Origin of the sequence: Pseudomonas sp. PDM31 (genome assembly GCF_019218965.1) — a bacterium.
Classification (GTDB): Bacteria; Pseudomonadota; Gammaproteobacteria; order Pseudomonadales; family Pseudomonadaceae; genus Aquipseudomonas.
Window position 1 is genome coordinate 212,876 of record NZ_JAHUWS010000001.1, and the last position, 16,939, is coordinate 229,814.

At 55.8% G+C, this 16,939-nt stretch carries 17 protein-coding genes; 15 read left to right on the forward strand and 2 right to left on the reverse strand.

Annotated elements, in window-relative coordinates:
- Nucleotides 1–123: 123 nt before the first annotated feature.
- Entirely contained in the window at nt 124–2,328 is a 2,205-nt protein-coding gene (locus tag KW839_RS00855) for an OsmC domain/YcaO domain-containing protein (RefSeq protein ID WP_218423088.1), read from the reverse strand.
- A gap of 158 nt (nt 2,329–2,486) precedes the next feature.
- Between KW839_RS00855 and KW839_RS00860 the strand changes: the two genes are divergently transcribed.
- The 14 genes from KW839_RS00860 (at nt 2,487) to KW839_RS00925 (ending at nt 14,437) form a co-directional block, all read left to right on the forward strand.
- On the forward strand, nt 2,487–3,761 hold the full coding sequence (locus KW839_RS00860) for a flavohemoglobin expression-modulating QEGLA motif protein (RefSeq protein ID WP_218423089.1): 1,275 nt from the start codon (nt 2,487–2,489) through the stop codon (nt 3,759–3,761).
- A 242-nt stretch (nt 3,762–4,003) separates the two neighbouring features.
- A complete protein-coding gene (locus KW839_RS00865) occupies nt 4,004–4,684 on the forward strand; it encodes a DUF3313 domain-containing protein (protein WP_060542166.1) in 681 nt (226 codons plus the stop codon).
- Nucleotides 4,685–4,848: 164 nt separating this feature from the next.
- Complete coding sequence (locus KW839_RS00870; protein ID WP_218423090.1) at nt 4,849–5,310, forward strand: hypothetical protein; 462 nt, start codon at nt 4,849–4,851, stop codon at nt 5,308–5,310.
- A gap of 427 nt (nt 5,311–5,737) precedes the next feature.
- Nucleotides 5,738–6,559, forward strand: coding sequence for a winged helix-turn-helix domain-containing protein (locus tag KW839_RS00875; RefSeq protein ID WP_218423091.1), 822 nt, complete (start codon nt 5,738–5,740; stop codon nt 6,557–6,559).
- The gene (locus tag KW839_RS00880) at nt 6,556–7,038 is read left to right on the forward strand and encodes a hypothetical protein (RefSeq protein ID WP_060542169.1); all 483 of its coding nucleotides are present in this window, start codon (nt 6,556–6,558) and stop codon (nt 7,036–7,038) included. Before KW839_RS00875 ends, KW839_RS00880 begins: the two co-directional genes overlap by 4 nt.
- Before the next feature lie 205 nt (nt 7,039–7,243).
- Nucleotides 7,244–7,603, forward strand: coding sequence for a hypothetical protein (locus KW839_RS00885; protein ID WP_256352445.1), 360 nt, complete (start codon nt 7,244–7,246; stop codon nt 7,601–7,603).
- 212 nt (nt 7,604–7,815) lie between these two features.
- A complete protein-coding gene (locus KW839_RS00890; RefSeq protein WP_060542171.1) occupies nt 7,816–8,205 on the forward strand; it encodes a hypothetical protein in 390 nt (129 codons plus the stop codon).
- 85 nt (nt 8,206–8,290) lie between these two features.
- Nucleotides 8,291–9,259 carry a helix-turn-helix domain-containing protein gene (locus KW839_RS00895; protein ID WP_060542172.1) on the forward strand — a complete coding sequence of 323 codons (969 nt, stop codon included), beginning with the start codon at nt 8,291–8,293 and terminating at the stop codon, nt 9,257–9,259.
- Nucleotides 9,260–9,378: 119 nt separating this feature from the next.
- Nucleotides 9,379–9,555: a hypothetical protein gene (locus tag KW839_RS00900; RefSeq protein WP_156465511.1), complete on the forward strand. Its 177-nt coding sequence runs from the start codon at nt 9,379–9,381 to the stop codon at nt 9,553–9,555.
- Nucleotides 9,556–9,617: 62 nt separating this feature from the next.
- Nucleotides 9,618–11,189, forward strand: coding sequence for an EAL domain-containing protein (locus KW839_RS00905; protein WP_218423092.1), 1,572 nt, complete (start codon nt 9,618–9,620; stop codon nt 11,187–11,189).
- A gap of 107 nt (nt 11,190–11,296) precedes the next feature.
- Nucleotides 11,297–11,797, forward strand: a complete 501-nt coding sequence (locus tag KW839_RS00910; protein WP_060542174.1) for an outer membrane beta-barrel protein — start codon at nt 11,297–11,299, stop codon at nt 11,795–11,797.
- An 88-nt stretch (nt 11,798–11,885) separates the two neighbouring features.
- On the forward strand, nt 11,886–12,596 hold the full coding sequence (locus KW839_RS00915; RefSeq protein WP_060542175.1) for a response regulator: 711 nt from the start codon (nt 11,886–11,888) through the stop codon (nt 12,594–12,596).
- The gene (locus KW839_RS00920; RefSeq protein ID WP_218423093.1) at nt 12,593–13,618 is read left to right on the forward strand and encodes an ATP-binding protein; all 1,026 of its coding nucleotides are present in this window, start codon (nt 12,593–12,595) and stop codon (nt 13,616–13,618) included. The genes KW839_RS00915 and KW839_RS00920 overlap by 4 nt, the downstream gene beginning before the upstream one ends.
- 258 nt (nt 13,619–13,876) lie before the next feature.
- The gene (locus KW839_RS00925) at nt 13,877–14,437 is read left to right on the forward strand and encodes a YSC84-related protein (protein WP_218423094.1); all 561 of its coding nucleotides are present in this window, start codon (nt 13,877–13,879) and stop codon (nt 14,435–14,437) included.
- Between the two features lie 82 nt (nt 14,438–14,519).
- On the opposite strand, the gene KW839_RS00930 is transcribed toward KW839_RS00925, so the two are convergent.
- A complete protein-coding gene (locus tag KW839_RS00930) occupies nt 14,520–15,404 on the reverse strand; it encodes a LysR family transcriptional regulator (RefSeq protein WP_060542178.1) in 885 nt (294 codons plus the stop codon).
- A gap of 167 nt (nt 15,405–15,571) precedes the next feature.
- Here KW839_RS00930 and KW839_RS00935 point away from each other — a divergent pair, with 167 nt between their 5' ends.
- Nucleotides 15,572–16,927: an MFS transporter gene (locus KW839_RS00935; RefSeq protein WP_060542179.1), complete on the forward strand. Its 1,356-nt coding sequence runs from the start codon at nt 15,572–15,574 to the stop codon at nt 16,925–16,927.
- Nucleotides 16,928–16,939 lie beyond the last annotated feature (12 nt).

A 16,939-nucleotide genomic window follows, 5' to 3' on the forward strand; every position in this document is an offset into this window, starting at 1 on the left:
AGCTAATAGAAGTTTTTTTCAATAGTTTTGCGCAATCAAGACCACGACCTACCGGTATGAATCTAGACGATTATCTGGCCAGCAAAACAAAAAAGCACCCGAGGTGCTTTTTTGTCAGCGCGATCACTTCGCTGACGCCACCACAGCAGCTCGCGCCTTGTGCAGTTTTTTATAGCTGTCGATCAGCCGCAGGTGCCTGTCGAGCCCTTCCAGCTTCATGCTCGTAGGCGTCAAGCCGTAGAAACGCACGCTGCCGTCCACTGAGCCGATCGCAGCGTCTATCCGCTCATTGCCAAACATCCGGCGGAAATTGACTTCGTAATCGTCCAGTTCCAGATCGTCGTCCAGTTGCACTTCCAGCACCACGTTCAAGGCCTGGTAGAACAACCCGCGCTCCACCGTGTTGTCGTTGTACTGCAAGAAGGCTTCAACCAGGTCTTTGGCCTTTTCAAACTTCTGCAAGGCAACGTAGATCAGCAGCTTCAGTTCCAGAATCGTCAACTTGCCCCAGGGCGTATTGTCGTCAAATTCGATGCCGATCAAGGTGGTGATGTCGGTGTAGTCGTCCAGCTCACTGTCTTCCAGACGCTTGGCCAGTGTTCTGAGCCCCACTTTGCTCAAACTGTGCAGATTGAGAATGTCGGCGCGGAACAACAGTGCCTTGTTGGTGTTGTCCCAGATCAGATCGTCGATCGGATAAATTTCCGAGTAATCGGGAACCAGAATACGACAGGCCGTTGCACCGATGTGCTCGTACACGGCCATGTACACTTCCTTGCCCATGTCTTCGAGAATGCCGAACAAGGTCGCGGCTTCCTCGGCATTGGAGTTTTCTCCCTTGCCGGAAAAATCCCACTCGACGAATTCATAATCGGAAGTCGCACTGAAGAAGCGCCACGACACGACACCGCTGGAATCGATGAAGTGTTCAACAAAGTTATTCGGCTCGGTTACCGCGTGCCCCTCAAAGGTTGGCGCAGGCAGATCGTTCAGGCCTTCGAAACTGCGGCCCTGGAGCAACTCGGTCAGACTGCGCTCCAGCGCCACCTCAAAGCTTGGGTGCGCGCCGAACGAGGCAAATACACCGCCGGTGCGCGGGTTCATCAAGGTCACGCACATCACCGGGAACTCGCCACCGAGTGACGCATCCTTGACCAGCACCGGGAAGCCCTGCTCTTCCAGCCCCTGGATACCGGCCAGAATGCCCGGATATTTCGCCAATACTTCCTGAGGCACATCAGGCAGTGCCATTTCACCTTCGAGAATTTCGCGTTTTACCGCGCGCTCGAAAATCTCCGACAGACATTGCACCTGCGCTTCAGCCAGGGTGTTACCGGCACTCATGCCGTTGCTCAGGTACAGGTTTTCGATCAGGTTGGAGGGGAAATACACCACCTCGCCGTCGGACTGGCGCACATAGGGCAGCGAACAGATGCCGCGTTGGGTATTGCCTGAGTTGGTGTCGTACAGATGGGAGCCTCGCAGCTCGCCATCGCGGTTATAGATGTCCAGGCAGTACGGGTCGAGTATTTCAACCGGCAGCGCATCGCCAGCGCCTGGCTTGAACCAGCGCTCGTCCGGGTAATGCACAAACGCCGCGTTGGCGATCTCTTCGCCCCAGAACTGATCGTTGTAGAAGAAGTTGCAATTGAGGCGTTCGATGAACTCGCCCAGGGCCGAGGCCAATGCGCCTTCCTTGGTCGCGCCCTTGCCATTGGTAAAACACATCGGCGAGTGCGCATCGCGGATATGCAGCGACCATACGTTGGGCACGATATTGCGCCATGAAGCGATTTCGATCTTCATGCCCAGGTCGGCCAGAATGCCCGACATATTGGCGATGGTCTGCTCCAGCGGCAGATCCTTGCCCATGATGTACGTGCCTGCATCCGAAGCCGGGTTCGGCATCAGCAATGCCTGGGCATCGGCGTCCAGGTTTTCCACTTCCTCGATCACAAACTCCGGCCCGGTCTGCACGACCTTTTTTACCGTGCAACGGTCGATGGAACGCAGAATGCCCTGGCGGTCCTTGGCCGAGATATCCGCCGGCAACTCGACCTGAATCTTGAAAATCTGGTTGTAGCGGTTTTCCGGGTCGACAATGTTGTTCTGCGACAGGCGGATGTTTTCCGTTGGGATATTGCGGGTGTCGCAGTACAACTTCACAAAATAAGCCGCGCACAGAGCCGATGAGGCCAGGAAGTAGTCGAACGGACCCGGTGCCGAGCCATCGCCCTTATAGCGAATAGGTTGATCGGCCACCACCGTGAAGTCATCGAACTTGGCTTCAAGTCGGAGGTTGTCGAGAAAGTTGACCTTGATTTCCATGCGGGATTACCAGAATAACGAGCTAAGCGAATTGGCCGCCATTATCCGGCTTTTCATCCTGAAGTCTTGTCTTTCAGTGAGAAAAAGGGCCGCCATCGCCCTGTTGCGACGCACAGGGGCTAAGCTTTGCAATGGCAAAGTCTCTCAAGGAGAACGCCATGAGCGCCGCCCCGCTGTGCGAACTCGATGCCGCTCTGCCAGGTTTGGCCCGCAAGATTCGCGTGCTCGACGCCCTTTCCTGGCCCGATGGTGTCGAGCAGGCATTCCTGGCCCATTGGCGCGCCGGCAAACCACAGTTGCCCGCTGTAGAACTGCACCCGCGCGAGCACAGCGCCGACATCGCCGCCCTGGAATCCTTCATCGATCGCTGCGATGTGGGACATCCGGCCGCAAACTACCTCGCCATGACCGCACGCAGCTATGCCACGGCCGCACGCATGCTGGGCGCCATTGGAACGCCCGCTTTCACTCAATATTCCCAAGCCTTGTACCGACGCCCGGATTTCATTTACCCGAGCCTCAATCTGAGCATGCTCGACGCGGCAGAATTTTTCCTCAAGACCACCGACGCACTCCTGGGCGGTGCGCGGATTCCACCGAGCCCGGCCGACATTCCGGCTCAGGACTTCGCGGCCTGGATGCAGCCGGAACTGGACGCTTTCTTTGGCCCCGGTCAGGTAACTGTGGTGCTTGATACGACCCTGGCCGCCAAAGCCATCGCCGGGTCGAGCCGCATCCGTTTGCGTGCCAACGCCCTGTTTTGCGAACTGGACAAAAACCAGCTCTTGCAACATGAGGCCTTTGTGCACGTCGCCACTGCACAAAACGGAGCTCTGCAACCCAATCTTAAAAGCCTCGGCCTGGGGGCGCCACGCACCACCCAGACCCAGGAAGGCATTGCCACCCTGGCCGAATTGTTTACCGCCAGCATGGACATCAACCGCCTGCGGCGCCTGGCCCTGCGCGTGGTCGCGGTAAAACAGGCGCTCGATGGCGCCGATTTCATCGAGGTCTTCGAAGGTTTCCTGGCCGCTGGTCAGTCACAGGAGGAGTCCTTCCGCTCGAGCCAAAGGATTTTCCGCGGTGCGTCCCTGCATGGAGGCTCGGCGTTCACCAAGGACGCCGCCTACCTGACAGGATTGCTCGGCGTGCATACCCTGCTGCGTATCGCCATCCGCGACAACCGCCCGGAACTGGTAAGCCATCTGTTTGCCGGGCGCCTGAGCCTTGGGGACACCGTACGCCTGGCTCCGCTTTTCGACTCCGGATGGCTCAAGGGTCCGGTCTATCAGCCGGCCTGGGCCTCTGACCTGCGGCGTCTGGCCGCCAATCTGGCCTTCTCTGCCTTCATCTCCCGGATCAAGCTGGATGTGCTTGATCTGAAGGTACTCATGGCGTTCGCCGATGAGCATGAAGACGATGCCAGTGCCTGATCTGCACCTGGATGATCGGGATACCCCAAGCGTGTGAAGCTTGTAAGTCATCTGCCCTGATAGGCATTTACGCTTTTGTTTAATAGTTATTGAGGGTTTTTGATTCGGATTCTCCAGCCGCTGCGGCGAGCATCCGCCCCGCATATGACCGACGTGCAAGCGCAAGTTTTGCGTAGCTCGGGTCGGTACCGGGGCCAGGTTGGAACCTGAATGACAACTTTCATAACTAGAGAACAGAACACATGACCATGTCGAATAAATGGATGGCGGGTATTGCCCTGAGCTGCGTGTTTCAGGTCGGTTGTGTTTCGAAGGTAACGGAACAAGAACAGTATTCCGGCTTCCTGGCCAACTACCAGGGCCTGGAAGAGCAAACCACCCCGTCTGAACAGAAGGTGCTGCGCTGGGTAGCCCCGGGGTTTGATCCCAAAGCCTACTCCACTGTCGTGTTCAACCAGGTAGACCTGTACCCGGCGCCGAAAGCGACCGAACGCGTTAACCTCAAAACCCTGCAAGATGTGCAGACCATGGCCAGCAACAGTGTCAAAAACGCCGTTGCCCCCTCCTACAAGATCGTCCCGAATGCCCAGCAAGCACCGGCCCATTCACGGACATTGATCCTGAACGCGGCGATCACCGAAGTCGGCGCCAACAACGAAGGCATGCATTGGTATGAGGCGGTACCCATCGCCGCTATCGTCGGTGCCACCCAGGCTGCCACCGGTCATCGCGATCAGACTGCCGAGTTGTATATCGAAGCCGACCTGATCGATGCCAAAACCGGTCTGCCGGTAGCCAAGGTGGTACGCAAGGTCTTCGGCGAGACATTGAAAAATGCCAGCCAGCCAATCGCTGCCAATGATTTCAAGGCCGCACTCAACGGCATGAGCAAAGATATGCAGGCGATGCTTAACAAACAGTAACAACTGCAGGATACCCCATCACAACCGTTCAATTGCCTGTCATCCATTGTCATGGGATGGCATCACGGGCAGACGGGGCATGGGGTTTCACAATGGCTATTTTGCTACACCTGCCTGATCAAATCGTCATGCCACGCAATTGCGCCTGACGGGAGTCCGACTTGATGAAAATTCTGACCTTTACCTTACCGGCCGTGCTAGTGCTCGCAAGCACCAGTGCGTTGGCGGTGACCGTCGTTCCACTCAAAAACCAGAGTTCCCAGACGATCCAGCAAGACACCAGCGCCTGCCAATCACAGGCCAATGCTCAGTTCCCGATTCAGACACCAGCGCCAACGGGCGGCCGGGTCAAAGGCGCTACCGCGGCCGCCGTCGCCGGGGCCGTTGCCGCTGAGTCCCGGGGCCGTCAACATGACAATTTCTATGACCAGGTCGACGACGATATCAAGCAAGACTATCGCCAGAACCGTGCGCGCAGTGCCGCGGCGGCCGGCACGGTTGTCGGTGCTTCAAGACAACGTCAGGAGCGCAGAGAGAACACGGGCGCCACCGAGCAAAACATCACCGCCAACAACTCCGTTTACAGCAGTTGCCTGCAACAGCGCGGCTATAACGTTCTGCCTTGAGCCCGCCGCTTTTTGGCACCGTGAAGGCAACATCGACGCCTGTCTTAACCTTCACGCCTTCGAGCCTCGAACGCGACTAGACCGGCCACGGCCAGTAGCTCGGCAAATACGAATCAGTTCTGCCGGCAGCCGCGCTTGCGGCCCTGTCTCATGCGCCCCGGCGCCCTTGCTCGCACTTTTCGGATAGCGTAAATCACGCTTAGCGGGCATCATTACTGCCCCCGATTGAAACCCCGTGGATTACCCTTGCTTGATTCCAGTGAGATTTTTGATGGGCTGTCCCAGCATCATCTAATGGCTCCTTCTGCACCTTGCGCACTTGCCCGCACACGGCTATTCATCTCCGCCGACCAGAATGCATAGCGGTAACTCCAGCCCATCGCATCGTCTCGACACTCAGCCAGAAACACCTGAACGGAGGACTCCCATGCGCTACGCCTTCAAGTTGAAAAATGGTGCCATGGCCCTTTTCGACCCAGACACCGCTTTGCTTTCCATCACGTCACCCCATGGCGATGTACAAAGCTCCACGATAGGCCGAGCTGAATCGCGTCTATTGGACCTGCTGCTCAAGGAGCCCGGCCAGACCAAAAGCCGTGAGGAGATCATCGACTACACCTGGAATGACCGCGTCGTCGCCTCCGGAAGTTTGAACCAGGCCGTCTTCTCCCTTAGAAACATACTCAATGACAGCCGGGATCACGAGATTCTGATGACGGTTCCTCGTAGAGGCTATTGCTTCAATCGTCACTACGTTGTGGATACACCAACTGACTTGCCGATGCCTGCGGATAAAACGGAACAACCGGTTGCGCCCGTCGTCGAGGAAGTTGTACCCACCGCTACCGGCGATGTCTTGTTGCCTGAAGAAAAGCCCGCGAAGTCAACTTACATTACAAAGATTCAGTCCCTGGGCTATGTCTTGACCCTGGGCGTGTGCGCCTTCACCGGTTTCCACTCGGGCTTCGATACACCGAAAATCGAAATTGCCAGCCTTAAACAAAACGAACTGGTCATCCATGCGGTCGCACACAGCGTGACTGAGGCTGAATCACTGCGTGATCTTACGGCGCAACAGGTGCAACAGTCCTCACCCAATCTGAAAGGCGAAGTCTGGCTGAATCTGTTTAAATCAAACTATTCCGTTTCTTGCATTCGCCCGGACATGAGCACCGCAAACCTGCAATTGAATAGCGATCAAAAAGACCTTGCCTTGATGATTCGCCAATGTATGGAAGCAACGATATGAAGCCAGGCATACCTTCAATGGCTCACTGGGTAGTGCTGGGCATTATCAACGCTGCCTGTATTTTTTCATTGATCTATTCGCCATCCTATTACATGGAAAATACGAGCTACCAGACAATCACCCGGCAGTGGCTCGAAGATTTGAATCAGCTCAACACTGAAGAATATTTGACCATCGGACATGGCCGACTGACACAAACAACGCTGGAAAGCCTGAACGGAAAAATCCGTAACGCGACTATTTCCGCGGATGTGATCCGGGAAAGCAATCATCACGTTCAGATAAAAATCAGTAACGTCAGGCTGAGTCAGGATAACGAATTGTTCGCCATAGAAAAGACACCCGACCTCTTTTTCAGACGCCAGTACGTTCTGCAGGAAGGCGCTGTTCTGAACTATGAACTGATTCCAACCAACAATAAAAACGCAGTATGTTTTTATGTCCACGAATTGGGTCGCTTGCGCTGCATGAACCATTGAGCCTTCGCTGGCCGATGACGTCACGCCCAGCCTGATCCAGGCCCCAGGAGTCGACGAGCGCTGCCTCCCTGATGCCGATTCGACAAGAAAATAATAATTACTAATTTGAATCAGACGCCCCCGCCTTCCAAAGTCGCCCCCCTATAGCTTTCGGAGCCGCGCTGCCGTCAATCGGTACGAGGCCGGCTCCACGCTTTCAACAATCATGATGCCTGTTGACGCCATGTTTGAGCTTCATGGTTCATCCGAGACAGCATCTCCTGGGGGGTCAGGTGAAAACACAAATTTGCGAGCCATCATGCCTATGATGTGCAGAGTCCTGGCAGCGTTAACGCTCGCGGTGCTGCCCTTTCATTCGATGGCGCACAACGAACACTCGATCGGCAGCACGGAAATCGAATTCTACGAAATAGAATTGAGTCCGAATGAAAAGCTGAAGATGTCGCACCTGAAAATCTACTCCGAAAACGAACTCCATGACGACGAAGGGGTCGTTGATGACGACCTCCCTTTGCCACCACAGAATACTGCCGACGAAAGCGACTTTTCATTCATTGCACTTTGATGATGATTTTTGCCTGGCAGCCTGCGTTGTCATCCAGGGCGAAACTACTCCTTGCGTGACCAGCCAACAGCCTGCCCATTTGATTTTCGAAAATATGACTTTTTGACTTCTATACGCATCGTGGGAGCGAGAACATCTTCGAACCAAGCCGTGACAGCAAAGCGGCCGACACTTTGCTCTGACTGATAAATCATTAATAAGGAAAGCACGTCATGCAGCTGAAAAATATCGCAACCGCAACCTTTGGTGTATTGCTTTCGGTCAAGGCGATGGCCTATGACAAAGAGCCTTGCAATGTCGAACAGACCCGTATTGCAAGTAGCAAAAAGACCCTGAGCGACGAACAGAAGAGCTATAAAATTTGCACTGACTATCGTGCCAATGATCTTGCCGCCTTTAATGCTGCTGCTTTGGGTTCACAACAGTCGGCCATCTTTGGCTCGCGCATCGCACCGAGCAAGCTTGAAAGCCTGTTGGATATACCATTGAACGATGCCTATGTTTTTTCAGCTGAGCTGGAGCTGACGCCGGAGTCTTCCATTTCCACCCCTGAGAAAAACAACACCAGTGTCGAGGTCAACTCAGGGACCGTTGCGTCATAGTCGATTCCTGAATTCACAAGCAACTTCTCCGCCTTTGACAGACATTGCCTGGCACTTACCATTTAGCTGAAGAGCGTTCAACTCCATGAGCATCCCTGACGAAGTCTTTCATATAACTTCTACTCCCGAGCAAAACGCCAATAGAAAAATTGGCCGGTGGGAAGTCAGCCTCACGCCATCAGAGCAAGAAGCAAGCATTCGACAACATAAACTGATCCATAGCCCCAGGATCCAGTGCAGTCGACTGGAGTTCGACTCTGCTGTCACCCTGATCAGCTCGGTTCCCCATGGCTGCGTGACCGTTGCCATCTCACAGGCTACCGTGGGCCGTCCTACCGTAAACAATCATGAGTTGCGTCCCAACGAAATCATCGTGCTGTATAGCGACGAGCCGGTGCACTACACCTGCGAGCCAAATGAAACGCTTTTTACCCTGACTACCACTTTAGAACATTACCAACAGTGCCTCGAAAACCACTCGACCTTCGATATACTGGCACATCGAAAGGAACATCGTTTTCAGTCTGCTAACTTCGGTTTGATGCAATCTGCCATTCAGGCCATCAGCGCCTACTCCGTCGACGCCAAAACCCCTTCAGCAGAATCGCGCAGCAGTGAGCAAGTTTTAGCGCTGGAAAGCGCGCTGCTGATTGCGCTACTCAGGGCACTGAAACCTGTTGGCCGCTCTGCGCTTAAAGTGCCGACGAGAAGAAAGGTTGCGATAGAGGCCATCGAGTTCATCCACAAGAATATTAAAAAGGCGCTTTGCATGAAGGCGCTGGTAAAACACCTGGAAACCTCGACTCGCACCTTGCACCACGGTTTCGTCGAGACATTCGGAATATCGCCGATTGCGTATATTCGAAATCTCAGGCTCGCCAATGTGCGTCGGGACTTGATCCGCAACACCTGGCCAACGGTGACCGAAACGGCGATGTACTGGAACTTCCAGCATCTGAGCCGGTTCTCCAAGGCCTATCAGGATGCTTATGGCGAGATACCTTCGGAAACGGCCCGGCGCAGCTCTGCAAAACCGGCATTGCCGCGACGTTGAATCTTGATATGGCGAAGCGTCGTCATTGGCAATAAAGCGTAATACCCACCAGGCCCGCTGCCTGGGCAGGATCGCACGCGCCGCATTTGACAGGCCTTCAAGCGGCGCAAGGCGCGAAAATGACAATCAATGATTTCCGTCCGCCAAGCTCAATTGCCAGGATTGGCCATTTCTTGATCAAGGGACCAAGCATGCGCTACCGATTGAATTCACTGCCGCTCAAACAGAAAGTCATCTTTTGTCTTGCAGCCTATTTATTTGGCGTCGCATTGGCCTGGTTGATTGACTACTACTGACCCCGCCCTGTTTTCCTCAGGACCGCCCCGCCCGGTGAGTCAATCTGTTTTCGGAGCTACTTATGATTGCAGCGTATAAAGCCTTGATCAAAAGGTACGCGCTCGCTTTATGTGCAAGTGCTGCGGTCGGTACCTTCGCATGGTTTTGTGCCGGGAGTCTCGCCAAATATCGTATTGAACAGCGCCTGACTACCATCCATGAGGAGTTGCGCGCAGCTCAAGTCGAACCCAATACGCAAATAGATAAAGTTATGCGCTCGCTGGGTAGTTTCGATCGTTCAGGCGAGCAATGCTCCGCCGGGCAATATGCACACATTGCCGATCTGGTGAAAAACTACAGGTTTATTTACCAGGCTGCAGTCCAGCTCGACAATGGCAAGATCTGTTCATCCTACGGACGTGAAATTTCATCGGTATCAATAGGCAGCGCTAGCAGCCGGACCTCGATTAAAGGCCGATCCTATGAAGTCAGTTCCGGCCAGGACGTCACCGCAGATCAGGACTTCATCATCGTATCGGAGCAGTCAATCTACGTCTGGATCAACAGGAAAATCCTTCTGGACAACTTGAATATCCCGCAAGGTGTGCAATTGGAGTTGCGCGGTCCAGATGGTGTGAGTTCCGTTACTCCAGTGGGCCGAGGGCCCCTGAATCTGCAAGCACTGCCTCCCGTGGGCAAACTCGGTACTTCACCGGACAAGGTCTATGTGGCCTTTGCGGGTAATCGCGATGAACTGACCTCTGTCATTTCAATGCCTCTGAGCGACCTGACAGCGCTCAGATGGAAGCTATTCTTTGGCCTGGTCCTCATGTTCGGGGTACTGCTCTTCATCGCCTGGAAGACCCAAAGGTATTGCACCTCCACTGCCGTTCGACTGCGCAAGGCCATAAGGGCGAACCAACTGGCGGTTCACTACCAACCTATCGTCAATTTGTGCACCGGAGACCTGGTCGGCGCCGAAGCGCTGTCGCGTTGGCGCTTTAAAGGCGTCAGCGTCCCGGCGGATGTCTTCATCGTGGCGGCGGAGCAGTCCGACTTGATCCGCGAACTTACGCGCTCGGTCATACGCCAGGTTGCGGAGGATTACAGCACCTATCTCTGGGCGTGCAAGAACTTCTACGTCACGGTCAATATTTCCGCCCAAGACATTCAAGATCAAACCTTTGCGGACTTTGTCGCCAGCATCATCGCCACGTACAACATGCCGGCCTCAGCCATCGTCTTTGAAGTCACCGAACGAGCCTTGCTGGACCAGAAAAGCGCAGCGATTCAATTGCACAGGCTTCGAGCGTGCGGGCATCGCATTGCCATCGACGATTTTGGTACTGGCTATTCCAGTCTCTCGCTCATCGAATCAGTGCCTGTCGACATACTGAAAATAGACCGCTCATTCATCGCGCACGAGAAGATCGCTGGCAAGGATGCCCTGTGGCGCCACATTGCCAAAATTGCCCAGGCGCTGAAGCTCAAGGTCGTCGCCGAAGGCGTTGAAACCAGGCAGCAACTGCCGCACCTGGCTTCAGAGGGTGTGCTACTGGCTCAAGGGTGGCTGTTTTCCAAAGAGCTCTCTGTGCAGGCATTGGCCAGGCGGCATTTTCAGCCCCCCATGAACGTCGATCCTTACGCTGAATGAAGTGAATCAAAAATATCAATCAATGATTTTTATCAGTCCTGGCGTTCACTCAAATTCTTGGCAAACACCCCTAACAATCGACAACCCGTAGAAGGACCCTGCCTCAAATGCTATTAAGAAACCTTGGCTTCGTTTCACTGCTTTCGTTACTGTCTTTTCAAGCGATTGCAGATGACAGAGGCCTGTATCTTGGCGCCGGTGTTACCAGCATTGAAACCGACGAATCCCAGCTCAGTGATGAAGACAACAGCTATAAGGTTTTTGCCGGCTATCGTCTCAACAGCTATCTGGCGTTCGAAGGCGCCTACGTTGATCTGGGCCAGTTCGAAGACAAGGACCTGGACTTTGATGGCAAGTCCGTCCAGGCCGCGGCCCATCTCGGCTTTCCCCTGGGAGATCGGGTGCGACTCTTTGGCAGCGTCGGTGCGCACGCCTGGGATAGCGATGGCAATGCCAACGATGACGACACCGGCGTGGATCTGACCTACGGTGCGGGCGTTGAATTTGATGTGTTTCGCAACATCGGCATCCGTGCTGAATACGAAGTGCTGGAGGTCGGCGACATCGACCTGAATCAGACAACTGCCTCTGCTTATATTCTCTTCTAAGCCCCGCTTGCATCGAGCGGCCGTGCCGGTTGCTCGATGCAAGATCTGATCATCCCTCCCCTCCTTGCGCTTTATCACTGGTGCAGACGTGAGCAAACTGCTGATCGTCGACGACGATGTGGAAATCCTGTCCCTGCTGAAAAAATTCTTCGTTCAGCACGGCTATGAGGTGCAAGTAGCCCCTCATGGCGAGGCCATGTGGGCGGCAATCGCGCAAGATCGTCCGGACACCATCATCCTCGACCTGATGCTGCCCGGTGAAGGCGGCCTGAGCCTCTGCCAGAAAGTACGGGCAAGAACAGCGATCCCCATCATCATGCTGAGCGCCATGGCCGAGCTGAGCGATCGCGTTGTCGGCCTGGAAATGGGTGCGGACGATTACCTGACCAAGCCATTCGCCCCCAGGGAGCTGCTCGCGCGTTTGCGCGCCGTTCAACGTCGCGCCGGTGAACAGAAAAGCCAAGGCGGAGAATTGACTCGGCCTGTCATCGCTTTTGCAGGTTGGCACCTGGACATTACCTGCCGTGAGTTGCGCTCACCCGAACAGGTAATGATTGCGCTGTCCGCAGGAGAGTTCGACTTGCTGGTGGTCTTTCTCGAACACCCCCAGCGCATCCTCACCCGCGAACAACTGATCGACCTGACCCACGGCCGGGACCACGATGCCTACGATCGCAGCATCGACGTGCAGGTCAGCCGGCTGCGGCGCAAGATCGAACCGGACAGCAAGCGCCCGGACCTGATCCGTACCGTGCGCAATGGAGGCTATATGTTCACCGCCAGGGTTACCCATTCGTGATCAGCCGGATGTTGGGGCGCGACTCCCTCAGGCGACGGATTGCCCTGACCATCGTCGTGGCAATGCTGATATCGCTGGTGCTCAATGCGCTATTCATTCAGGTGACCGGCACCTGGGCTCGTCCATCCATCGAGCCTGCTGGCCTGCTGGACCAGATAGCAGCGGCTGCCCGGGTGATCACCCCGGGGCTGATCGCCGCCTTGCTGGTCGCCTGGGTTGCCACCCGCCAACTGGCCAGACCATTGCAGGGTCTTGCCAGTGCCGCAAGGCGCTTCGGCGCAGATTTCAGCGCACCACCAGTCGCAATGGAGGGCCCACTGGAGATACGCCAGGCAATCATGGCGTTCAACGCCATGCAGGCGCAGACCCAGCACTACATCGCGCAACGCACCCACATGCTCGCGGCCATCTCCCATGACTTGCGTGCGCCTTTGACCCGATTGCGCCTGCGCTGCGAATTTATTGAGGATCCAGACCAGCAGCGCAAACTGATCAGCGACGTCCAGGAGATGCAATCGATGATCAACGGCGCCCTGGCTTTTTTTCGCGACGACTTTCAGCGCGAGCAATCCACTGCATTCGATTTGTCGCAGTTGCTGCAAAACATCATCGATGACTACGCAGAACAGGACATCGTCATCGATTTCACCGGCCCCCCACAGCTGGTGTATGACGGCCGCCCCCTGGGCATCAAACGCGTGATCGTCAACCTGCTGGAAAACGCTGTGAAGTATGGGCAGCATCCCCATACCACGCTCAGTTGTGACGACCATGGGGTCTGCATCGAAGTCAGCGACGAGGGGCCGGGTATTCCCGAAGCGGCACTGCAACGGGTGTTCGATCCGTTCTTTCGCCTCGAGTCGCCACACAACCGTGACACCGCCGGGGTCGGGCTTGGGCTCTCGGCAGCGCGGGGGATCGTTTGCGAGCTGGGCGGGAACCTGGTTTTGCACAATCGCAAGGGTGAAGGATTGGTGGCGCGGGTTGAGTTACCTTACAAAGGTCAGGATCAGGCCAGATAATGGAGAAGACAGCGCGGCGCACGATAATCGATTTATTCTTTCGATCCACGTCCGGGCAACGAACCCTGCCCTTGCCCAGTGGTCACAACAGGTGATGGCATCGCGCCTGTTCAATGGCATTGGGCCTGTTTCACTCAAGTGCGATGCTTGCAATCCTCAATTTCAGGGTGCGCCGGATAACTTCATCAGGCTCGGTTCCTGCCTCACTCAGGCACTGCCTGCTGATCCCATCCACTGCTCCCTTATCGGAGTACGGAAATGAATCAATCAATGCGCTACTTCCTGTCGTTCTTCCTCGCCGTCGCAACATTGGCATCGGCCAGCCTCCTCAATACCGCCGGCGCGGCCACGGCCGAAGATCTGAATGCTGACTCCAAACAAGCCTTGCAAGGTCTCTTCAAAGCCAATCCAGCTGCTGAAAACATCGCACGCCAGGCCAAGGCAGTGCTCGTCTTCCCGAAAATCATCAAGGCGGGCCTGGTATTCGGCGGCAGCTATGGTGAAGGCGTACTGATGAAAGGCACCCAGGTTGTCGATTATTACAACTCCGTCAGCGGATCCTGGGGTCTGCAGGCTGGCGCCCAGTCATATGGCTATGCGGTTTTTCTGATGTCCGACAAAGCTGTGAAATACGTAGCTGAAACCAAGGGCTGGGAAATCGGTGTCGGGCCAACGGTTGTTGTAGTCGATGAAGGGGTGTCGAAGAATCTCTCCAGCTCGACGCTCAAAGAAGATGCGTACGCCTTCATCTTCGACCAGCAAGGGTTAATGGCCGGGGTCAGCATCGAAGGGACGAAAATTTCCCTGATCAAACGCTAGTACCTTCCGCCTGGCTGGGCATCGGACGAGTGATGGCGGCCGATGCCAGCGCCCTGCTACATCACTCTGTCCTTCACAGTCTTCATCCCCACCCGTGAGCCTCTTCGATAAAGTGCAGCACCGCGCTTGAACGCTCGTCGATCCTGGAAATCAGCGACAACTCACTGACCATCTCCGGTTGAGCCAGGGGTACAATGCGTATGCCCGGCATGCTCAGGCGTGTCATTGTTTCAGGCACGATGCTCAGGCCAATGCCCGCTGCAACCAATCCGGGAATACTCATCAGCGACGGCACGTACATGATGTTCTTCGGATGCAATTGATTCTGGCGACAGGCCTGAAGCGTGTGCGAGGTCAGCCCGATACCCGAGGTGTCCTGCAGGAAAACGAACTTCTCGTGGCGCAACATCGCCAGTTCTCCGGCAAAAGTCTCGGCCAGTTCATGGTTGTCCGGCATGAGCAGCACAAGATTGGATTGACTGAAATGATGGGTGCGCAAACGGTCTGGCAGGTGATCCTTGAATACCCGCGCGAAGGCCAGATCAAGCTTGTGGTCGAGCAGCATGTCGAACTGCGCACGAATACCGGCATCCACCAGCGTCACTTTGACTTCGGGAAAGGTGCTGAAGTAATGCCGGAGTAATTGCGGCAAATTGGCCTCGAACAACGCCGAGTGATAGCCGATGTTGATTTCGCCGACTTCCCCGCGCCGGGCACGCCGCGCGGCGGCGGTTGCCAGCTCGCTGGACTCGATGGACTGCCGCGCATGGGGCAGGAACGCCTCGCCGGCAGCGGTCAACGCCACTCCACGGTTTTCCCGCCGGAACAGCGCCAGCCCCAACTCGGATTCGAGCGTGCGCATCAATTGGCTCAGCGCCGGCTGCGCAATGCCCAGTTGCTCGGCGGCGCGGCTGAAGTGCTGCAGGTCGGCGGCTACCACAAAGGCTTTCAGGTGACGCAGTTCCATATTCCTCCACTCATAAGGCTGGCTTATCTATTTGTCTGGATTTCGATAATTATTCTGCAGGCAGTATCGGTTAACGTCTACTCACTTCGACGTTTCCTGCTGGCGCCCTAGCCCGGACTGGATCGTAGGGGCACCCCATAACCATAAAAAACATGACGAGCACCTCAATGAGCACAACCAGTCACGAGACTCCTGATTTGCGCATGCCTCGCAAAGCGGTGACCGCCGCGACCATTGGCACCGCCCTGGAATGGTTTGACTTCACCCTGTATGGCGCCGTGTCGGCGACCATTCTGCCCAAGCTGTTTTTCCCGGCGATGGAACCGACTGCCGGCCTGCTCGCTTCCCTGGCGACCTTCGGCGTGGGCCTTGCGGCACGGCCTTTGGGCGCCATTACCTGCGGTTACCTTGGCGATAAACTCGGGCGCCGCAACCTGATGCTGGCCACCGTGAGCATGATGGGCCTGGCGTCGGTATTGATGGGCTTGTTGCCTACCTATGCTCAGGTTGGCATCCTGGCACCGATTCTTCTGGTACTGCTGCGCATCATCCAGGGCTTTGCTCTGGGTGGTGAGTCCACCGGGGCGCAACTGATGGCGCTGGAGCACGCAACCCCAGATCGTCGCGGGCGTTATTCGGGCATGCTCGGCTTGTGCTCACCACTGAGTCAGATATTGGCCAACGGCGTGTTGATGGGCCTGGCAGCGACACTCTCAAGCGAGCAGTTCGAAAGCTTCGGCTGGCGAATTCCGTTCCTCATGAGCTTTGTGCTGGTGATTGTCGCGATCTTCATTCGCCTGAAAGTCGATGAAACCCCGGCCTTCGTCGCCTTGAAAAAGACCCCGGTCAAGCAGGAAAAAAGCCCACTCAAATCCGCAGTCGGTGGCCACTATAAAACCATCCTGCGCCTGATGTTTTTCTTCTGCTCGCCCGCAGCACTGTTCTATCTGATCGTGATCTTCTCCCTCAGCTATCTGACCAAGCACCTGGGTTTCAGCCAGTCGACGGGCTTCATGTCGCTGATGGTGGCGAACATGTGTGCGATTTTCGGTGCGCTGGCCGGTGGTTATCTGTCCGACCGTTGGGGCCGTAAAAAGGCGCTGGCGTTTGGTTCGTGCATGACCTTGCTGATCCTGTTCGTCTACTTCCCGATCCTCAACACGATGAACGTCCCTGCCATCATGGCGATCATGGGGCTGTTCCTGGGCTTCACCCAGTTCCAGAGCGGCATTCAGCCGGTGGCATTCGCCGAAGCCTTCCCGACCCAGGTCCGTTACTCGGGCTCGGCGCTGGCCTACACCGGTGCGAACCTGGTCATCGGCGGCCCTATGCCAATGATCGCTGTGTACCTGATGAGCCAGTCGAACAACTCGCCGTGGCCTCTGGTGACCCTGTGCGCGGTGATCAACCTGATCTCGCTGGCAATGATCGTCATCGGTCCGGAAACCCGCGGCATCGACCTGAACGCTGTCGCCGAAGACGACGCGGTCGACACTCGCGCTTCAGCCATTCTTTCCAAATAACGCAGCAGGACG

Excerpts from the sequence above, each read along its gene's own strand:
- KW839_RS00855 (WP_218423088.1), bottom strand. The coding sequence starts at position 2,328 with ATGGAAATCAAGGTCAACTTTCTCGACAACCTCCGACTTGAAGCCAAG.
- KW839_RS00860 (WP_218423089.1), top strand. The coding sequence starts at position 2,487 with ATGAGCGCCGCCCCGCTGTGCGAACTCGATGCCGCTCTGCCAGGTTTG.
- KW839_RS00865 (WP_060542166.1), top strand. The coding sequence starts at position 4,004 with ATGACCATGTCGAATAAATGGATGGCGGGTATTGCCCTGAGCTGCGTG.
- KW839_RS00870 (WP_218423090.1), top strand. The coding sequence starts at position 4,849 with ATGAAAATTCTGACCTTTACCTTACCGGCCGTGCTAGTGCTCGCAAGC.
- KW839_RS00875 (WP_218423091.1), top strand. The coding sequence starts at position 5,738 with ATGCGCTACGCCTTCAAGTTGAAAAATGGTGCCATGGCCCTTTTCGAC.
- KW839_RS00880 (WP_060542169.1), top strand. The coding sequence starts at position 6,556 with ATGAAGCCAGGCATACCTTCAATGGCTCACTGGGTAGTGCTGGGCATT.
- KW839_RS00885 (WP_256352445.1), top strand. The coding sequence starts at position 7,244 with ATGATGCCTGTTGACGCCATGTTTGAGCTTCATGGTTCATCCGAGACA.
- KW839_RS00890 (WP_060542171.1), top strand. The coding sequence starts at position 7,816 with ATGCAGCTGAAAAATATCGCAACCGCAACCTTTGGTGTATTGCTTTCG.
- KW839_RS00895 (WP_060542172.1), top strand. The coding sequence starts at position 8,291 with ATGAGCATCCCTGACGAAGTCTTTCATATAACTTCTACTCCCGAGCAA.
- KW839_RS00900 (WP_156465511.1), top strand. The coding sequence starts at position 9,379 with ATGACAATCAATGATTTCCGTCCGCCAAGCTCAATTGCCAGGATTGGC.
- KW839_RS00905 (WP_218423092.1), top strand. The coding sequence starts at position 9,618 with ATGATTGCAGCGTATAAAGCCTTGATCAAAAGGTACGCGCTCGCTTTA.
- KW839_RS00910 (WP_060542174.1), top strand. The coding sequence starts at position 11,297 with ATGCTATTAAGAAACCTTGGCTTCGTTTCACTGCTTTCGTTACTGTCT.
- KW839_RS00925 (WP_218423094.1), top strand. The coding sequence starts at position 13,877 with ATGAATCAATCAATGCGCTACTTCCTGTCGTTCTTCCTCGCCGTCGCA.
- KW839_RS00930 (WP_060542178.1), bottom strand. The coding sequence starts at position 15,404 with ATGGAACTGCGTCACCTGAAAGCCTTTGTGGTAGCCGCCGACCTGCAG.
- KW839_RS00935 (WP_060542179.1), top strand. The coding sequence starts at position 15,572 with ATGAGCACAACCAGTCACGAGACTCCTGATTTGCGCATGCCTCGCAAA.